This is a genomic window from Kitasatospora sp. NPDC048545, assembly GCF_040651155.1.
Classification (GTDB): Bacteria; Actinomycetota; Actinomycetes; order Streptomycetales; family Streptomycetaceae; genus Kitasatospora.
The window spans coordinates 1-17,129 of record NZ_JBEZIQ010000101.1 but is presented as its reverse complement, the minus strand read 5'-3'; the positions used below and the strand labels follow the sequence as shown (position 1 = coordinate 17,129).

General features: G+C 73.7%; 13 protein-coding genes. 4 read left to right on the top strand and 9 right to left on the bottom strand.

What is annotated here, in order from left to right; translation table 11 throughout:
• The first annotated feature begins 141 nt into the window (after positions 1–141).
• The gene (locus AB0D10_RS44590) at positions 142–2,742 is read left to right on the top strand and encodes an ABC transporter permease (protein WP_360268311.1); all 2,601 of its coding nucleotides are present in this window, start codon (positions 142–144) and stop codon (positions 2,740–2,742) included.
• Between the two features lie 126 nt (positions 2,743–2,868).
• On the opposite strand, the gene AB0D10_RS44585 is transcribed toward AB0D10_RS44590, so the two are convergent.
• The 5 genes from AB0D10_RS44585 to AB0D10_RS44565 all read right to left on the bottom strand — a co-directional run bounded on the left by AB0D10_RS44585 (position 2,869) and on the right by AB0D10_RS44565 (position 7,680).
• Positions 2,869–3,036 carry a hypothetical protein gene (locus tag AB0D10_RS44585; RefSeq protein ID WP_360268309.1) on the bottom strand — a complete coding sequence of 56 codons (168 nt, stop codon included), beginning with the start codon at positions 3,034–3,036 and terminating at the stop codon, positions 2,869–2,871.
• A gap of 184 nt (positions 3,037–3,220) precedes the next feature.
• Positions 3,221–4,069 (bottom strand): iron uptake transporter permease EfeU, encoded by an 849-nt coding sequence (gene efeU, locus AB0D10_RS44580; RefSeq protein WP_360268306.1) that lies wholly within the window; start codon positions 4,067–4,069, stop codon positions 3,221–3,223.
• Between the two features lie 49 nt (positions 4,070–4,118).
• The gene (gene efeB / locus AB0D10_RS44575; RefSeq protein ID WP_360268303.1) at positions 4,119–5,438 is read right to left on the bottom strand and encodes an iron uptake transporter deferrochelatase/peroxidase subunit; all 1,320 of its coding nucleotides are present in this window, start codon (positions 5,436–5,438) and stop codon (positions 4,119–4,121) included.
• A 147-nt stretch (positions 5,439–5,585) separates the two neighbouring features.
• Positions 5,586–6,734: an iron uptake system protein EfeO gene (efeO, locus tag AB0D10_RS44570; RefSeq protein WP_360268300.1), complete on the bottom strand. Its 1,149-nt coding sequence runs from the start codon at positions 6,732–6,734 to the stop codon at positions 5,586–5,588.
• A 130-nt stretch (positions 6,735–6,864) separates the two neighbouring features.
• Positions 6,865–7,680 (bottom strand): ATP-binding cassette domain-containing protein, encoded by an 816-nt coding sequence (locus AB0D10_RS44565; RefSeq protein ID WP_360268297.1) that lies wholly within the window; start codon positions 7,678–7,680, stop codon positions 6,865–6,867.
• 185 nt (positions 7,681–7,865) lie between these two features.
• Between AB0D10_RS44565 and AB0D10_RS44560 the strand changes: the two genes are divergently transcribed.
• Positions 7,866–9,959, top strand: a complete 2,094-nt coding sequence (locus AB0D10_RS44560; RefSeq protein ID WP_360268294.1) for an AMP-binding protein — start codon at positions 7,866–7,868, stop codon at positions 9,957–9,959.
• A 7-nt stretch (positions 9,960–9,966) separates the two neighbouring features.
• On the opposite strand, the gene AB0D10_RS44555 is transcribed toward AB0D10_RS44560, so the two are convergent.
• Positions 9,967–11,295, bottom strand: a complete 1,329-nt coding sequence (locus tag AB0D10_RS44555) for a hypothetical protein (protein WP_360268292.1) — start codon at positions 11,293–11,295, stop codon at positions 9,967–9,969.
• Between the two features lie 245 nt (positions 11,296–11,540).
• On the opposite strand from AB0D10_RS44555, the gene AB0D10_RS44550 reads away from it, so the two are divergent.
• A complete protein-coding gene (locus AB0D10_RS44550; RefSeq protein ID WP_360268288.1) occupies positions 11,541–13,133 on the top strand; it encodes a M4 family metallopeptidase in 1,593 nt (530 codons plus the stop codon).
• A gap of 26 nt (positions 13,134–13,159) precedes the next feature.
• Here the strand turns inward: AB0D10_RS44550 and AB0D10_RS44545 are convergent, their stop codons facing one another.
• Together AB0D10_RS44545 and AB0D10_RS44540 are read right to left on the bottom strand one after the other, a co-directional pair.
• Positions 13,160–14,263, bottom strand: coding sequence for a hypothetical protein (locus AB0D10_RS44545; RefSeq protein WP_360268285.1), 1,104 nt, complete (start codon positions 14,261–14,263; stop codon positions 13,160–13,162).
• A gap of 117 nt (positions 14,264–14,380) precedes the next feature.
• Entirely contained in the window at positions 14,381–15,349 is a 969-nt protein-coding gene (locus AB0D10_RS44540) for a D-2-hydroxyacid dehydrogenase family protein (protein ID WP_360268283.1), read from the bottom strand.
• Between the two features lie 116 nt (positions 15,350–15,465).
• On the opposite strand from AB0D10_RS44540, the gene AB0D10_RS44535 reads away from it, so the two are divergent.
• Positions 15,466–16,089 (top strand): dihydrofolate reductase family protein, encoded by a 624-nt coding sequence (locus AB0D10_RS44535; RefSeq protein ID WP_360268280.1) that lies wholly within the window; start codon positions 15,466–15,468, stop codon positions 16,087–16,089.
• A gap of 183 nt (positions 16,090–16,272) precedes the next feature.
• On the opposite strand, the gene AB0D10_RS44530 is transcribed toward AB0D10_RS44535, so the two are convergent.
• The gene (locus AB0D10_RS44530) at positions 16,273–17,010 is read right to left on the bottom strand and encodes a glycerophosphodiester phosphodiesterase family protein (protein WP_360268277.1); all 738 of its coding nucleotides are present in this window, start codon (positions 17,008–17,010) and stop codon (positions 16,273–16,275) included.
• Positions 17,011–17,129 lie beyond the last annotated feature (119 nt).

The following is a 17,129-nucleotide window of genomic DNA, read 5'->3' as shown; positions in this document are numbered from 1 at the left end:
CGAACTCCACCACCCCACCGCCGACACCGTCCTGGACCGCATGCGCCGCTTCGACGCCAAGGGCCGCACCAGCTGACGCTCCGACAGCCCGAAGCCCCGAAGCCACCCGCCCCCCGAACACCCCAGGACTGACAACCCCTCATGTTCCGCACCGCATTGCGCAATGTGCTGGCCCACAAGGGCCGACTGCTCATGACGACGCTGGCCGTCATGCTCGGCACCGCCTTCGTGGCCGGCACACTCGTCTTCACCGACACGCTCGGCAGCGCGCTCAGGTCCCAGAACTCCAAGAGCTACACCGACATCGCCGTCACGGTCAGCGACCGGGAGGCGGTCGGCCGCGGCTACGACCACAGCGGGAAGGCCGGCACCGGCCGGACCCTCACCGAGGACACCCGCCGGGCCGTCGCCGCGCTGCCCGGCGCCGCCGAGGCGCGCGGCGTCGTCAGCGGCTTCGCCGGCATCGCCGACAAGAAGGGCGCGCTGATCGGCAACGGCTTCTCCACCACCGGCACCAACTACGTGCCGGGCGCCGACGGAACCGACCCGCGCTACCCGCTGGTCGAGGGCCGCGGCCCGAACAACGCCACCGAGATCGCGCTGGACGCCAAGACCGCCGAGAAGGGCGCGTACAAGGTCGGCGACACCGTGCGGGTGGCCGTCAACGGCCCGGTGATGGAGCTCAAGCTCACCGGCACCCTGCGCACCAACGACCCGCGCGTCACGGCCGGCGGCTCGCTGGCCGCCTTCGACACCGCGACCGCCCAGCAGCTCTACCTCACGCCGGGCCGGTTCGGCGAGCTGGACGTCAAGGCCAAGCCGGGCACCGACGACTCCGCGCTGCTCGCCGCCGTCAAGCAGGCCGTCCCGCACGGCGACAACATCGACGCCCGGACCGGCCGCGAACTGGCCGACGAGCAGGACCGGATGATCCAGCAGGGCACCAAGGGCATGAGCACCGCCCTGCTGGTCTTCGCGGGCATCGCGCTCTTCGTCGGCATCTTCATCATCGCCAACACCTTCACCATGCTGGTCGCCCAGCGCACCAAGGAGCTGGCCCTGCTGCGCGCCATCGGCGCCAGCCGCAAGCAGATCACCCGCTCCGTGAAGATCGAGGCGGTCCTGGTCGGCCTGACCGCCTCGGTGGCCGGCCTGGTGGCCGGCATCGGGATCGCCGCCGGGCTCCGGGCGCTGCTGAACGGCCCGATGGAGGCCAACCTGCCGGACGGCCCGCTGGTCATCGCCCCGGCCACGGTCGTCGCCGCGATCGCGGTCGGCGTCCTGGTGACCCTGGTCGCCGCCTGGCTCCCGGCCCGCCGCGCGTCCCGGATCGCCCCGGTGGCGGCGATGAGTTCGTCCGAGCAGCCCGCCACCCAGAAGAGCCTGGTGGTCCGCAACACCATCGGTCTGGTCTTCGCCCTGGCCGGCGCGGCCGGCCTGGCGGCGGGTGCGGTGAGCAAGGAGGTCAAGCTGGTCGGCGCCGGCGCGGGCGCCCTGCTGATCGGCGTGTTCGTGCTGACCCCGCTGCTGTCCCGCCCGCTGATCGCGCTGTTCGCCCCGCTGCTGCGCGGGCTGTACGGCACCCCGGGCCGGCTGGCCAAGGAGAACGCGATCCGCAATCCGCGCCGTACCGCGGCCACCGCCTCGGCGCTGACCATCGGCGTCACCCTGATCACCGCGCTGACCGTGGTCGGAGCCTCGGTGAACAAGGCCGTGGACAAGGCGACCGCGAGCGACCTCAAGGCCGACTTCACGGTCACCATGCAGAACTACTCGATGCTCTCCCCCGAGGTCGCCACCCAGATCGCCAAGGCGCCCGGCGTCAGCGCGATGAGCGTGGACCGCACCGTCCCCGTGACGATCGGTGCGGCCGGTGCGGCCGGAGCCGACGGCCAGGAGGGCGCGGACGACGCGGACACCGAGTGGCTGACCGGCGTGGACGCCGCAACCATCGACCAGCTGGCGACGCTCAAGATCAAGGAGGGCGCCGCGGACGCCCTCAAGCAGGGCAAGGTGCTGGTGAGCGCCGGGACCTCCGGGACCAGCCGCTACAAGCTCGGCGAGACCCTCGCCTTCACCTACCCGGACGGCACCAAGGGCTCGCTGACCGTCGGCGGCATCCTGGAGTCCAGCAGCGCGCTGCACGGGATCGTCGCCCCCGATGCCGTGGTCGGCCCGCACGCCGCGCCGGGCACCGGCCCGAGCAAGGTCCTGGTGAAGGGCACCGACGGCCCGACCGAGAAGCTGAAGCAGGCGCTGCGCGACGCGACCGGCGGCAACCCGCTGATCGCCGTCAAGGGCGAGAAGGACATCAAGGCGGAGAACCGCCAGATCGTCACCGACATCCTCACCATGATGTACGGGCTGCTCGGGATGTCCGTGGTGATCGCGGTGCTCGGTGTGGTCAACACCATGGCGATGTCGGTGTTCGAGCGCCGCCGGGAGATCGGCATGCTGCGGGCGATCGGCCTGGACCGGCTCGGCATCCGCCGGATGGTCCGCCTGGAGTCGCTGCTGATCGCGCTGTTCGGCGGGCTGGTCGGGGTCGTGCTCGGCGTCGTGGTCGCCTGGGCGGGCCTGCGCACCCTGGCGGACACCTTCAAGGGCATCACCACCGAGGTCCCGCCGGTGCAGATCCTCTCCTTCCTGCTCGCGGCCGCCGTGGTCGGCCTGCTGGCCGCCCTCTGGCCGGCCTACAAGGCGGCGAAGCTGGACATCCTGGGCGCCATCAAGAGCGAGTAGCCCGGGGCACGGGAGCCCCCGGGACGGTTCGGTCGAACCGTCCCGGGGGCTCCCGCGTGTCACGGCCCGAGGCCCGGCGTGTCACGGCTCGGGGCCCGACGTGTCGGGCGCCCCGGGCTCCGCGCGTCACGGCCCGGCGAACACCACGCCCTGGCTGGAGGGCTGCAGGCTGACCGTGACCGTCGGCGCCGGCTGCGCGCCCGCCCCCGCGTCGTCGTTGCACGCGGTCAGCAGCCCGGCGGCGGCGAGCACCGTCAGTGCGGCGGCGGTCCTGGCAGGCCTGCGAACGGTCATGGTCCCCCGATGGGTGGGTGATCGGCAGTTCCACCCCGGAGCACGGTGGCCGCGACCGGGCCGGTTCCGGCTGTGACGCACCCATGACGCACCCATGGCGAAACGACACCGCCCCGCCCGGCGGGTGCCGGGCGGGGCGGTGCGGTCGGACTGCCAGGTCAGGCAGCCGGGTCAGGCAGCCGGGTCAGGCGGCCGGCTTCGCCGTGACGGGCTGGGTGGGCCTGCTCTTGCTGCCGCCGCCGATGACGTTGAAGAACACGGCCAGCGTCGGGACGAGGTAGAGCAGCCAGACGACCAGCTGCAGCACCGTCGGGTCGGGCTGGAAGTTGAACACGCCCTTCAGCAGGGTGCCGTACCAGCTGTCCTTGGGGATGGTGCTGGAGATGTCGAAGGCCGTGCTGTGCAGGCCGGGCAGCCAGCCGGCCTCCTGCAGGTCGTGCACGCCGTAGGCGAGCACGCCGGCCGCGACCACGACCAGCATCGCGCCGGTCCAGGTGAAGAACTTGGCCAGGTTGATCTTCAGTGCACCGCGGTAGAACAGCCAGCCGAGGACCACCGAGGTGAGCAGGCCGAGCGCGGCGCCGACCAGCGGGTTCCAGCCGTCGTCGGTGGCCTGCACGGCCGACCAGATGAACAGCGCGGTCTCCAGGCCCTCGCGGCCGACGGCCAGGAAGGAGGTGACCACCAGGGCCGTGGTGCCCATCGCGAGCGCGGCGTCCAGCTTGCCGTGCAGCTCGGTCTTGAGGTGCCGGGCGGTGCGCCGCATCCAGAACACCATCCAGGTCACCAGGCCGACCGAGATGATCGACAGCGAGCCGCCGAGCGCCTCCTGGGCCTCGAAGGTGAGCTGCGAGGAGCCGAACTGCAGCACCGCGCCGAAGGCCATCGAGAGGACGACGGCCGCGCCGACGCCGAACCAGACCGGCGGCAGTTTGTCCTTGCGGTCGGTCTTGACCAGGTAGGCGATCAGGATGCAGACGACCAGGCTGGCTTCGAGGCCCTCACGCAGGCCGATCAGGTAGTTGCCGAACACGCTGGCTCCCTGGGGGTGAAGAGGTGGTACGTACGGGGGTGGCGGCGGGTCAGCCGAACAGGGCCTGGCCCCACCACTCCCCCGGCTTGCGCACGCCCGCCGGGCAGGCGAAGTGGGCGGAGCCGACGTGCTGGATGTACTCGTTGAGCTTGTCGCTCGATGCCAGGCGGGTCTGCAGCGGCACGAAGGCCTTGCGGGTGTCGCGCTGGTAGGCGAGGAAGAACAGGCCGGCGTCCAGGCGGCCGAGGCCGTCGGTGCCGTCGGTGAAGGAGAAGCCGCGGCGCAGGATCATCAGGCCGCTGTTGGCGTCCGGGTGGGCGAGAGCGACGTGCGAGTCGGCGGGCATCGCCTTGAGGTCGGGCGCGTCGTGCTCCTTGGCCTTGCCGTACGGGGCGCCCTCGCCCTTGGTGCGGCCGAAGACGTCCTCCTGCTCCTTGAGCGAGGTGCGGTCCCAGGTCTCGATGTGCATCCGGATGCGCCGGGCGACGAGGTAGGAGCCGCCGGTCATCCACTCGGGGCCGTCGCCGGGGGCGGCCCAGACGTGGTCGGCGAGCTTCCCGGTGTCGGTGCCCGCGATGTTGTGGGTGCCGTCCTTGAAGCCCATCAGGTTGCGCGGGGTCTGCGCGTCCGGGGTGGTGGAGGAGGTCTTGCCGAAGCCGAGCTGCGACCAGCGGATGCTGACGGTGCCCATGCCGATCCGGGCCAGGTTGCGGATCGCGTGCACGGCGACCTGGGGGTCGTCGGCGCAGGCCTGGATGCAGATGTCGCCGCCGCTGCGGTTCGGGTCGAGCTTGTCGCCCTTGAAGCCCGGCAGGTCGATCAGGGCCTCGGGGCGCTTGGCCTTGAGGCCGAAGCGGTCGGTCGGCTGCCCGTCCGGGCCGGCCTTCTCGAAGAGGCTCGGGCCGAAGCCGATGGTGAGGGTGAGCCGGGAGGCGGGCAGGCCGAGGGCCTCGCCGGTGTCGTCCGGCGGCGCCTCGGGCAGGCCGGTGGCGGCGCCGGTGCCGACCTCGCGGCCGCCGGTCATCGCGGCGGCCGCCTTGGTCCAGTCCTTGAGCAGCTTGACCAGGGAGTCCCGGGTGGCCTTCTCGGAGACGTCGAAGGCGGCGAAGTGCAGACGGTCCTGGACCGGGGTGGCGATGCCGGACTGGTGGTCGCCGTAGAACGGCACCTCGGCGCCGGCCGGGGCGGCGGCCGCCGGGGCGGGGTCGTCCTGGTTGGTGGCCGCGGCGACCGAGCCGACGGCCGCGGCGCCGAGCGCGACGCCCGCACCGGCCCAGCCGATGACGGCGCGACGGCTGACGGCGCCCTTGGTCGCGGTGGCGTCGGCGGTGGCCGGCGTCCCGTTCTGCTGCTCGTTCTCGGCGTCCATCGGTGGGCTGGCCCTTCTCGGTGCTGAACTGCTCGGGGTGCTCGACTGCTGTGGTGCTGGACTGCTGTGCGCCGGCTCACGGATGCCGCGGCGACCGGTTCGGGCCGCCGCGGCGTCGGTGGGGTGGTGCCGGGTGCGCGTGGTCGGTTACTTGACGACCACGGCGGCGGCCAGCTTCGACAGCGGCTCGCCCAGCGAGTTGACCGCGTCGGAGAAGGTCTTGCGCTCGGCCTCGGTGACCTTGTCGTAGGAGGTGAAGGTGCCGTCGGCCTGCTTGTACTTGGCGAGCAGGGCGTTGATGGCGGCGAACTCGGAGTCCAGCGTCTTGGCCAGCTCCGTGTCCTTCTCGGAGGCGACCGGCTTCAGCAGCTCGTAGGCCTTCTGCGCGCCCTCGACGTTGGCCTGGAAGTCGGCCAGGTCGGTGTGGCTGTAGCGGTCCTCCTCACCGGTGATCTTGTTGGTGGCGACCTCGTCCAGCAGCTCCTTGGCGCCGTTGGCCATGCTGGTCGCGGTGATCTCGGCGGCGGGGATCTTCGCCTGCCAGTCCTTGAGGTCGTTGACCAGCTGGTCGGCGAGCTTCTTCTCGTCGTCGCCGATCCTGGCGTCGGACCAGAGCGACTTCTCCAGCTTGTGCCAGCCGGTCCACTGCTGGCCGGCCTCGACCTTGTCCTCGCGGGTGTCGGTCTTGGGGTCGACGTCGCCGAAGCTCTCGGCGACCGGCTCGGTGCGCTCCCAGCCGGTGCGCGAGGCCGCGAACAGCGACTTGGCCTTCTCCAGGTCACCGGCCTTGATCGCGTCGGCGAAGGCCTGGACGGCCGGGATGGTGGCGTCGGCCTGCTGCTGGGCGTACGTGCGGTAGGCGTCGACGGCGGCGGCCAGGCGCGGGTCGGCCGGGGCGGCACTGCCGCTGCCGCCGGACACGGTGATCTTCTGGCGGATGCCGTCGCCGACCATGCCGGGCTTGCAGGCGATCTCGTACGAGCCGGCCTTGATCTCGGCGTTGATGCTGGCCTTGGTACCGGGGCCGATGTTCTCGCGCTCGGTGATGATCTTGTCACCGTCGCCGTAGACGTAGACCTCGGTGGTCTTGGAGCCCTTGTTGCTGATGTCCAGCACGACGTGGCCGGCCGGGAAGGTGGTCTTGGACACCTCGCACGCGGTGTCACTGGCGTTCACCGTGACCGCGTCGGAGGAGCCCGCCTTGTCGTCCTTCTTGGACGCGCAGCCGGCCAGGGTAGCGGTCGCCACGGCGAGGGTGAGCAGCGCGGCTGCGGTGGAACGGCGACGGGCGGACATGCGTGCTCCAACGGAAAAGGGCATGGGGGTGCCGAGGTAGTGCGGGGGCCGGCGGGGGTGGGCCCCCGTCGTTAGCTAAGGCATACCTTACGTAAGGATGTCTCAACGTCCACACCCACCCCCTGAACCGTTACCTTCCCGGTGTGCGGCGGGCGGCGGCCCGGGCCGTCCAGCGGCCCTCGTGGCGGCTGATCCGGATCGGGTGGCCGAAGGTCGCGCTGATCAGCTCGGTGGTCATCACCTCGTCCACCGGTCCGGCTGCCACGCACTCGCCGGCGCGCAGCAGCAGGGCGTGGGTGGTGCTCTCCGGCAGTTCCTCCAGGTGGTGAGTGACCAGCACGCCGGCCAGTTCCGGGTGCTGGTGGCGCAGCAGGTCCAGGCTGTCGAGCAGCAGCTCCCGGGCGGTCAGGTCCAGCCCGGTGGCGGGCTCGTCGAGCAGCAGCAGGCGCGGGGCGGGCATCAGGGCGCGGGCGATCAGGGCCCGGCCGCGCTCGCCCTGGGAGAGGGTGGTCCACGGCGCCTCGGCCATCGCGCCCATGCCGAGCGTCTCGATCAGCCGCTCGGCCCGCTCCAGCACCTCCGGGGCCGGCTTGCGGTGCAGCTCGGGCTCGATGGTGTTGGTGTGCCCGGTGAGCACGACCTCGCGGACGGTCAGCGGTGAGCGCAGCGGGTGGCGCGGGTTGACGTGCCCGAGGTGGGAGCGCAGCTCGCGGATGTCGACCCGGCCGAGCCGGCGGCCGAGCACGTCCACCTCGCCCCGGGTCGGGTGGGAGACCGCGCCGAGCAGCGCGAGCAGGGTGGACTTGCCCGCCCCGTTGGGGCCGAGCAGCGCCCAGTGCTCGCCGGGCCGGATGTCGAGGGTGATGCCGCGCAGCAGGTGGCGGCCGTCGCGCACGACGTCCACGTCCCGGGTGCGCAGCAGTGGGCCGTCGAAATGCTCACTCATGGGGGATTGCTCTCCGATCGCGGCGCCGGGCGGGCCGGCGCCCTCCGTCCGCATGCAGAGTACAACCGTCGGCCCGGGCGGGGCCGGGCCGTCCGAAGGGTGGACCAGCCAGAACCCTGTTGCCCGAGGGGAGTTGGGAGGAGGATCGTGCCTCCGAGGGGGCAAGGGGACAAGGGGGAGGCGGGATGACGGTGGATGCCGAGCGGACCGGGACACTGCACGGGCTGGTCGAGGAGCAGGCACGCCGGGCGCCGGCGGCGGTGGCCGTGCGCTGCGGCGAGCGCGAGCTGACGTACCGGGAACTGGACGGGCGGGCGGACCGGCTGGCCGCCGTGCTGGCGGAGCGCGGGCTGGGCCCGGGCGGCCGGGCGGCCGTCGCGCTGGGCCGGGGCACCGAGGTGTACGTGGCGCTGCTGGCGGTGCTGAAGACGGGCGCGGCGTACGTGCCGCTGGAGCCGACCGCCCCCGACGCGCTGCTGCGGCACCTGCTGGCCGACGCCGCGCCGGACGTCCTGGTGACCGAGGAGGAGCACCGGGTACGGCTGGCGGACGCGGGCGGGGTGCAGCTGGTCTGCGTCGACACGGCGGCGGACGCGAAGGCGCCGTTCGCACCGCCCGGGGTCGGCCCGGACGACCTCGCCTGCGTTTTCTACACCTCCGGATCCACCGGCCTGCCCGTCGGCGCGCTGGTCGAGCACCGCAATCTGCTGGCCGCGTACGAGGGCTGGCGCGAGGTGTACGGGCTGACCGCCGGGGACCGCGTCCTGCAGACGGCGAGCCTGGAGTTCGACGTCTTCACCGCCGACTGGGTCCGGGCGCTGTGCACCGGCGCGACCCTGGTGGTCACCCCGTTCAACCTCACCCTGGACCGCACCGCCGACCTCGGCGCGCTGCCCGCCCTGGTGACCGCCGAGCGGATCACCGTCCTGGAGCTGAACGTCCGCACCGCGCGCCGGCTCACCGCCCTGCTGGCCGCGACCGGCACGGGCCTGCCCGGGGTGCGGCTGCTCACCGTCGGCGCCGAGAAGTGGTACCTGGACGAGCAGTTGGGCCTGCAGCGGCTGCTCGGCGAGGGGACCAGGGTGCTGAACGTCTACGGCCTGGCCGAGGCCACCGTGGACAGCACCTACTTCGACGCGCAGGGCACCGCCGCCGCCGACGGCGCCGAGCGGGTCTCGCTGGTCGGCCGGCCCTTCCCCGGGACCCGGGTGTACGTCCTGGGCCCGAACGGCACCCCCGCCAAGCACGGCATGACGGGCGAGATCGCGATCGGCGGCGCCGGCCTGACCCGCGGCTACCTCGGCCGGCCCGATGACACCGCCCGCCGCTTCGTCCGCGCGGACTTCGACCCGGACGGCCGGGTGCTGCTGACCGGCGACCTCGGGGTGCTGCGGGCGGACGGCGTCCTGGAGTTCACCGCCCGGGCCGCGACGGTGGTCGGCCCGCTCGGCGCGCAGCCGCCGATCGGTGTGCTGGCGCGGGTTCGGGCCGCGGTCCACGCGGAGGGTGCGCTGCGCGGGCATCCGGCGGTGCGGGAGGCGGCCGTCGTCGAGGTGGAGCCGGTGCCGGGGAAGCGGCAGCTGGTGGGCTATGCGGTGACCGAGCCGGGCGCGGACGGGGCGGACGGCTGGTCGCTCTCCCAGTACCTGGGGACGGAGCTCAGGGGCCGCACGGTGCCCGTCGCCGTCGTCCCGGTGGCCGAGCTGCCGCGCACCCGGGCGGGCAAGTTGGACCGCACGGCCCTGCCGCTGCCCGCCCCGCCGGAGCACACCGCGCCGCGCTCCGCCAAGGCGGGGAGCCGGAGCGGCAAGGGCGGCGGCAAGGCCGGGGGCGCGGGCTCCGGGGACTCGCGCTTCGTGAACGGCTGCGCGGCGGTCTTCTGCACCGTGCTGTTCGCCGCGGGCGCCTGGGCGGTGACCTACGCGCTCTTCCCCGGTGCGACCGACGTCAGCGGCGTCCCCGCCCCGTACGACTCCCTGTTCCGGCTGCTCTACCTGTGCGAGAACCTCGCGTTCGGCGCCGGGGTCGTGTACCTCGCCAGTGGTTTCGAGGCCGTCCAGCGGCTGGGCCGGCCGCGCCGGCTGTCGGTGCTGACCCATCTGTCGATCACCTGGCTGCTGGTCAACTGGTGCCCGCAGGACAACCTCTACCGGCTCACCCGGGCCACCGACTGGCCGCGCGAGGCGGCGCTGGTGTTCGCGTTCAACATCCCGCTGATGCTGGCGGCGCTGGTGCTGGTCCGCTTCGTGGTCTGGCGGCCGCCGGTCGGGCAGGCGTGACGGCGGCTCACCTGAGCGCCTCGAACATCCCGGCCAGCCCGTGGTTCGCGGCCGCGACCAGGGCCTCGGCGGCGTCCAGCGCCTCGGTGTCCGGCCCGGCGAGGGCGAGGCCGACGAAGGGTTCGGGCTCGTGGCAGGCCGTCGGGATCAGCGGGAGCAGGGTGACGCCGAGCCGGGCGCAGCGCGGCCGCAGCCGTTCCAGGTGGTCGTGCAGCGCGGCGGGGGCGAGCCTGGCGCCGAGCGGCATCCCGTCCAGGGTGCGGACCAGGTGGCCCGGGCCGCGCACCTCGTCGAGGCGGGCGGCCAGGGCGAAGGCGACGGCGGGGCCGGTGAGCCGCAGGTTGATCTCGGTGGGGGCGAGCCGGCGTTCCCGGTCGGTGACGAAGTCGACGTCGTACCAGCCGCGGTAGCCCTCGGCGGCGAGCCGCTCCCCCACTGCCAGGGTGAACCGGCGGGCGGTCGCGGCGGCGCCCTGCGGCACCGCGCCGGGGCCGACGGTGACGCCCTGGTAGCGGGTGCCGGCCACGTCCATGGCGCCCGCGCCGACCGGGTGGACGGTGCCGTCGGGGCCGATCACGGCGTCGTGGGTGAGGTCGCGCAGCCGGGCGGCCGGGCCCGGGTCGACGTGCTCCTCCAGCAGCAACGGGCCGTCGGGCGGCAGGACTTCGGTGCGGACCAGGCGCCGCAGCAGGGCCGCGCCGCCGCCGGCGGAGAGCAGTTCGGCGGGCTCGACCACGACGGTGCCGTAGCCGCCGACGCCGTAGGGGCTCTTCAGCACGGTGGTCAGGCCGCGGGCGGCCAGCGCGGTGAGCCTGCGGGCGGCCCGGCGCCGCCCGTCCGGGCGTTCCTGGTGCGGGAGGCGGATGCCCGGGTGGTCGGGGGCCAGGGCGGCGAACAGGTCGTGCGCGGCGGCCTTGGACTCGTAGCGGCGGGCGGCGGCCAGTTCGGGCCCCTCGCCCTGCGCGGCCGTCCGCCCCCACCGCACCACGGGTGCGCCGGAGTCGGCGATCCGCGTGGTCAGGGCGGGGCGGGCGGCCAGGGCCTCGGCCACCGTGCGGTCCGCCGCCACGCCGCCGTGCACCTCGACCGGGCCCCAGGCCAACTCCCGGGCCAGCCAGTCGGTCCACTCGGGGGCGACCTCGGCGGGCAGCACCAGCAGCGCCGGTTCGGGGCTGTAGCCGACGGCCAGACAGGCGTAGTGGTGCGCCTGCCGCAGCCGGCGCAGGCGCTGTGCGGCGTCCATGCCGGGGGCGAAGAACTGCGCGTTGAAGTCCGCGACGTCCCCCACGTGGACCGCCGCCCGCCCGCCGGTCCAGGCCTCCACCCATCCGTCCATGGGGCGGAAGCCTAGGCGTTGCGCCGTCCCGGCGCGCGGGTTTCCGGGAGCGGGGCGGCGGGCCACGCCGGAGGTAGTCGATCGTCACGACAGGGCTGTGGACCGCTTGTTAACTTCTGATCATTTTTGACTGCCCAAGGACACAACTTGGCAAAGTTATGACCTTTCCTCTAGCTCGACCTGACTGATCGCCGTCAATCTCTGACCAGCTCCTATCCCTGCAGCTAACCCCCACTGGAGTCAGAGTGACCCCCACGTCCTCCTTCCGCCGTGCCCGCGTGGCCGGAGCCATCGCGATCGTCGCCGCCCTCGCCGGCGCGACCGTCCCCGCCGCCACGGCCTCCGCCGCGTCCGACCCGCGCGGCGCCGCGATATCCCAGGCCCGCGCCAACGTCGCCCACAACGCGGCGGTCTTCGGCTTCGGCGCCGGCCAGGACCTCGTGCTCAAGGACGTCGTGCTCGACGCCGACGGCACCTCGCACGTCCGCTTCGACCGCACCTACCAGGGCCTGCCCGTGGTCGGCGGCGACCTGGTCGTCCACCAGGACGCCAAGGGCAAGTTGAAGGACACCTCGCGCGCGGCCGCCCACGACGCCGCCGTGAAGTCGACCACCCCCAAGGTCGCCGCGCAGCACGGCGCCGCCGACGCGCTCTCCGCCGCCCCGGACGTCCGGGACGCCGTCAGCACCCCCGAGCTGGTCGTCTGGGCCGCCGACGGCACCCCGCGCCTCGCCTGGCGCACCACCGTCGAGGGCACCGGCGAGCACGGCCAGCCGGCCGGCAAGGTCGTCGTCACCGACGCCACCACCGGCGAGCAGATCGAGGCCTACGACGCCGAGCACCAGGCCTCCGGCACCGGCAACTCGGAGTACACCGGCACGGTCACCGTCGACACCACCCCGGTCAGCGGCGGCTACACCCTGACCGACCCGGTCCGCGGCCACGTCACCAAGGACGCCCACAACCTGTCGTCGAGCTCGGTCAAGGCCTCCTCGGGCACCGCCTTCACCAGCACCACCAACGTCTGGGGCGACGGCAGGAAGTTCTCCACCGACCGCTCCACCGCGGCCGTCGACGCCCACGCCAACACCGCCTGGACGTACGACTACTACAAGAACACCTTCGGCCGGAACGGCATCAAGAACGACGGCAAGGGCGCCACCGTCTTCGTCCACGTCGGCACCAACTGGGACAACGCCCAGTGGTCCGACGCCTGCTTCTGCATGATGACCGGCGACGGCGACGGCAGCCACGACCCCGAGCAGGTCGACCTCGACACCATGGGCCACGAGATGACCCACGGCGTCACCAGCGCCACCGCCAACCTGCGCTACAGCGGCGAGTCCGGCGGCCTCAACGAGTCCACCAGCGACATCTTCGGCACCATGGTCGAGTGGTACGCCAACAACAAGGTCGACACCCCCGACTACCTGTTCAGCGACCAGTCCACCCCGCCGTGGCTGCGCCGCTTCGACAAGCCCTCGCTGGACGGCGCCTCGGCCGACTGCTGGAGCAGCTCGGTCGGCAAGCTGAACGTGCACAACTCCTCCGGCGTCGGCAACCACTGGTTCTACCTCGCCAGTGAGGGCAGCGGCAGCAAGACCATCAACGGCTTCACCTACAACAGCCCCACCTGCAACAGCTCCACGGTGACCGGCATCGGCAATCAGAAGGTCGCCAAGATCTGGTACCGCGCACTGACCGTGTACATGACCTCCACCACCAACTACAAGGGCGCCCGCGCCGCGTCGCTGAGCGCAGCCAAGGACCTCTACGGCGCGACCAGCACCGAGTACAAGGCCGTCGCGGCGGCCTGGAGCGGCGTCAACGTCAACTGACGCCCGGGGCACTGAGGTGCGGCGCTCTAGTGGTCGAACCCGACGTGGCAGTGGTCGTGGTGGGTGTCGTCGGTGAAGAACAGGTTGCCGGCGCCCGGGACCACCACCGGACCGCCCACGTTGTAGGAACCGGCGGCGGCCGCGTCCCGCATGAAGGACGCGATCAGTTGCCGGGGCGTGGCCGCGTCCACCACGGCCATGCCGTCGATCCGCCAGACGTCGAAGGCCCGGCCCAGCGGATGGTCGCTGGGCCGGGTCGTCCCGAAGACGTCCAGCGGGTGGCCGGTCCGCACCACGCTCACCGAGAGCGTGTACGGGCCGGCCAGCCGCAGCATCGCCTCCAGCACACTCTCGTGGACGGTGCCGCTGCGCAGGTCGGCCGCGGCCTCGGGCGGCAGCTCGATCCGCGGCTCGGCCAGCACCCGGGCCACCGCCGCCGGCGGTGAGGCGGCCGCCGGGCCGGCGACGCCCGGGTGCAGCTCGGTGACGGTCCAGCGCGGCTCGGCCCGGCTCAGCCGGACGTCCACGGTCGTGCCGCCCTCGGCCACCGAGCCGTCCGGGCTCCGGATCCACTGCCGGCACACCACCAGCACGCTCGCCGAGTCGGCGAGGATCCCGCCGTACTGGGCGACGATCACCTCCAGGCTCGCCTCCGGCGCCGCCGGGGCCAGCGGGCCCGCCTGGTCGGCCAGCGCGGGCGGCAGGCCGAGCGCCGCCACCCGGGCCCGGGCCGCCTCCACGCCCTGCCCGCCGGGCGGCCAGGCGCCGAGCGCGGCCACCAGCTCGACGGCGCGGCGCTTCACGTCGGGCTGGATCTCGGACGGGCCGGGCTGCCAGAGCGGCGGCTGAGGCAACGGGGTGGGCGTCGCGGTCGGCATCGGGCTCGTCGGCATCGGCGTGCCGCTCGGTGCGCCGGGCGTCGTCGCGCCCGGATTCGGCCCCGCGGCCCGCGGCCCGCCCCCGCTCGTGCAGCCCGCCGCACCCAGCACCAGGGCCGCCGCGCCCGCCCTCAGCACCGTGCGCCGGTCCGCGCCCGGGCCGCCGCCGGCGCGCGTCCGGAGGTCGGTCGTACGGCCGGTCGGACGGTCGGACGCCGGGCCGGACATGCGGTCTGCCGTGCGGTCGGTCATGCCGTCAGTATGCGACCCGGGGCGCTGCGGGCGGCGGAGGCGGCGGCAGCGGCGGAGGTGGAAGCAGAGGCGAAGGCAGAGGCCGGCCGCTGCGGCCGAGGGGCAGGAGACCGGGCGTCAGTCCAGTCGGCGGATCGGTTCGCCCGCCAGGAAGGCCACGATGTCCTCCACCGCCTCGCCGTAGTAGCGCCGGTAGTTGTCCCGCGAGACGTAGCCGAGGTGCGGGGTGGCCAGCAGCCGGGGCGCGGTGCGCATCGGGTGGTCGGCGGGCAGCGGCTCGATGTCGAAGACGTCCACGGCGGCGCCCGCGATCGTTCCGCCGGTGAGCGCGGCGAGCAGCGCGTCCTGGTCGACGATCGCCGCCCGGGAGGTGTTGACCAGGTAGGTCCCGGGCTTCATCAGGGCGAGTTCGGCCGCGCCGACGAGTCCCCGGGTGCCCTCGTTCGAGGCGAGGTGGATCGACACGAAGTCGCTGCCGCCGAGCAGTTCCTCCTTGGTGGCGGCGCGGCGCACGCCTGCCGCGGCGGCCCGTTCGTCGGTCAGGTTCCGGCTCCAGGCGACCACGTCCATGCCGAAGGCGCGCCCGACCTCGGCGACCCGGCTGCCGATCTTCCCGAGGCCGAGCAGTCCGAGCACCCGGCCGTGCAGGTCGGCGCCGACCGTGCTCTGCCAGGGCCTGCCCTCGCGCAGCGCGGTGTTCTCCCGGACGAGGCCGCGGGCGAGTCCGAGCAGCAGCGCCCAGGTCAGCTCGACCGGCGGGGTGGAGGAGCTGGCCGTTCCGCAGACGGTCACGCCGTGGGCCCGGGCGGCCGCGTAGTCGATCACCGAGTTGCGCATGCCGGAGGCGATCAGCAGTCTGAGCTTCGGCAGCCGGGCGAACAGCGAGGCCGGGAAGGGCACGCGTTCGCGCAGGGTCACGACGATGTCGAAGTCGGCCAGGTCGGCGGCCAGTTCGTCCTCCGAGCCGGCGTGCTCGCGGAAGGCGGTCAGCGAGACCCGGCCGGCCAGCGGCGACCAGTCCACGATGCCGGAGGCGACGTCCTGGAAGTCGTCGAGGAGGGCGCAACGGAGAACCCGAGGTGTCATGCCCGCACTCTCCCAGACGCGGTCCGGTGCCCGGCGCGCCAGGCCCCCCTCGGAGCCGCGGTCTGCGAGATTGGCCGGTGGGGGGACCACCGGCACGGACCCCAGGGAGACCCACCATGGCCAGGCTCACGCTCACCACCTTCCTCACCCTCGACGGCGTCATGCAGGCCCCCGGCGGCCCGGAGGAGGACCGGGCCGGCGGCTTCCCGTACGGCGGCTGGCTGGCGCCGTTCTTCGACCCGGACACGGACCGGTTCATCGGTGAGGTGTTCGAGCGTGCGCAGGCCTTCCTGCTGGGGCGGCGGACGTACGAGATCTTCGCCGGGTTCTGGCCCGGGATCACCGACCCGGCCGACGCGGTGGCCGCCAGGCTGAACGGCCTGCCCAAGTACGTCGCCACCCACACCCTCACCGACCCGCGGTGGCAGCACACCACGCTGCTCGGCGGGGACGTCCCGGCCGAGGTCGCCCGGCTGAAGGAGCGCCTCGACGGCGACGGCGAGTTGCAGATCCACGGCAGCGGCGCCCTGGCGCGCACCCTGATGGGTCACGACCTGATCGACGAGTACCACCTGCTGGTCGCACCGGTGGCGCTCGGCGCAGGCATCCGGCTGTTCCCCGAGGGCGGCCCACCGACCGCCTTCGAGCTGACCGCCTCCCGCGTCACCGCCTCGGGCACCGCGCTGCTGAGCTACCGCCCCACCGGGCGGCCGGCCTTCGGGGACTTCACCCGGGCGTAGCCGGCCTCACGACTTCCCGGGCCCGCGGCTGGCCGGCCGGCCTCACGCACCCGTGGGTGCACCGGCTTCCGGGGGCCGCAGGGCCCGGTGACCGGGGCCGGCCCGACTCCGAGCCGTTCCGCCGGGCTCCGGTCGTCCGCCGGTCGACCGTCTGCCGCGTTCTCCTTCTCCGGACCGGGCAGCCTAACCGGCGGCGCCGGACGGCGACCGGGCCGCGTTCCAGCCGACCAGCTCCGCCGGGCAGTTGGTGATGATGCCGTCCACGCCCTCCTCCGCGAGGGCCTTCCAGCGGGCCGGCCGGTCGACCGTCCAGACGTTGACCGCGACCCCGGCGGCGTGCAGGTCCCGGACCACGCCGGGGCGCGCGGAGAGCGCGTCGTCCGAGGGGTTGTAGGCGGCCAGGCCGAGCTCGCGGGCGGTGCCGACCGGGTCGGTGTCCAGGGTGGCGCGGAGCAGGCCCAGCGGCAGTTCGGGGGCCAGTTCGCGGGTGTGGCGGAGGGCATCCACCTCGAAGCTCTGCACGAGGACCCGGTCGGTCATGCCGTGGTCGCGCACCTCGCGCACGATCCGGGCGACCTCGTCCCGGGTGTGCGGCCCCTTGATCTCCAGCAGCAGCTTGCCGCCCCTGGTGCGCAGGTCCTCCAGCTGGGCGGCGAGGGTCGGCAGCCGGGTGCCCGCGTAGGCCGGGGCGAACCAGGAGCCGGCGTCCAGCGCGTCCAGCTGGGCGGCGGTGAGGTCGCGGATCCGGCCGGTGCCGTCGGTGGTGCGGTCGACGGTGTCGTCGTGCAGCACGTACGGGACGCCGTCCTTGCTGGGCTGGACATCGTCCTCGATCCACTCGGCGCCCGCCCGGCGGGCCACCTCGTCGGAGACCAGGGTGTTCTCGGGCGCCGCCGAGGAGGCACCGCGGTGCGCGTACACGGTCGGCGGCGCACCGGCCGCGCGGGGCCGGGGGCAGGGCGACGGCGGTCGGCTTGCCGCGCTCCTCGACGGGCCCGAGGTGGCCGAGGCCCAGCGGGAGCTCGTCGGTGCAGGACACC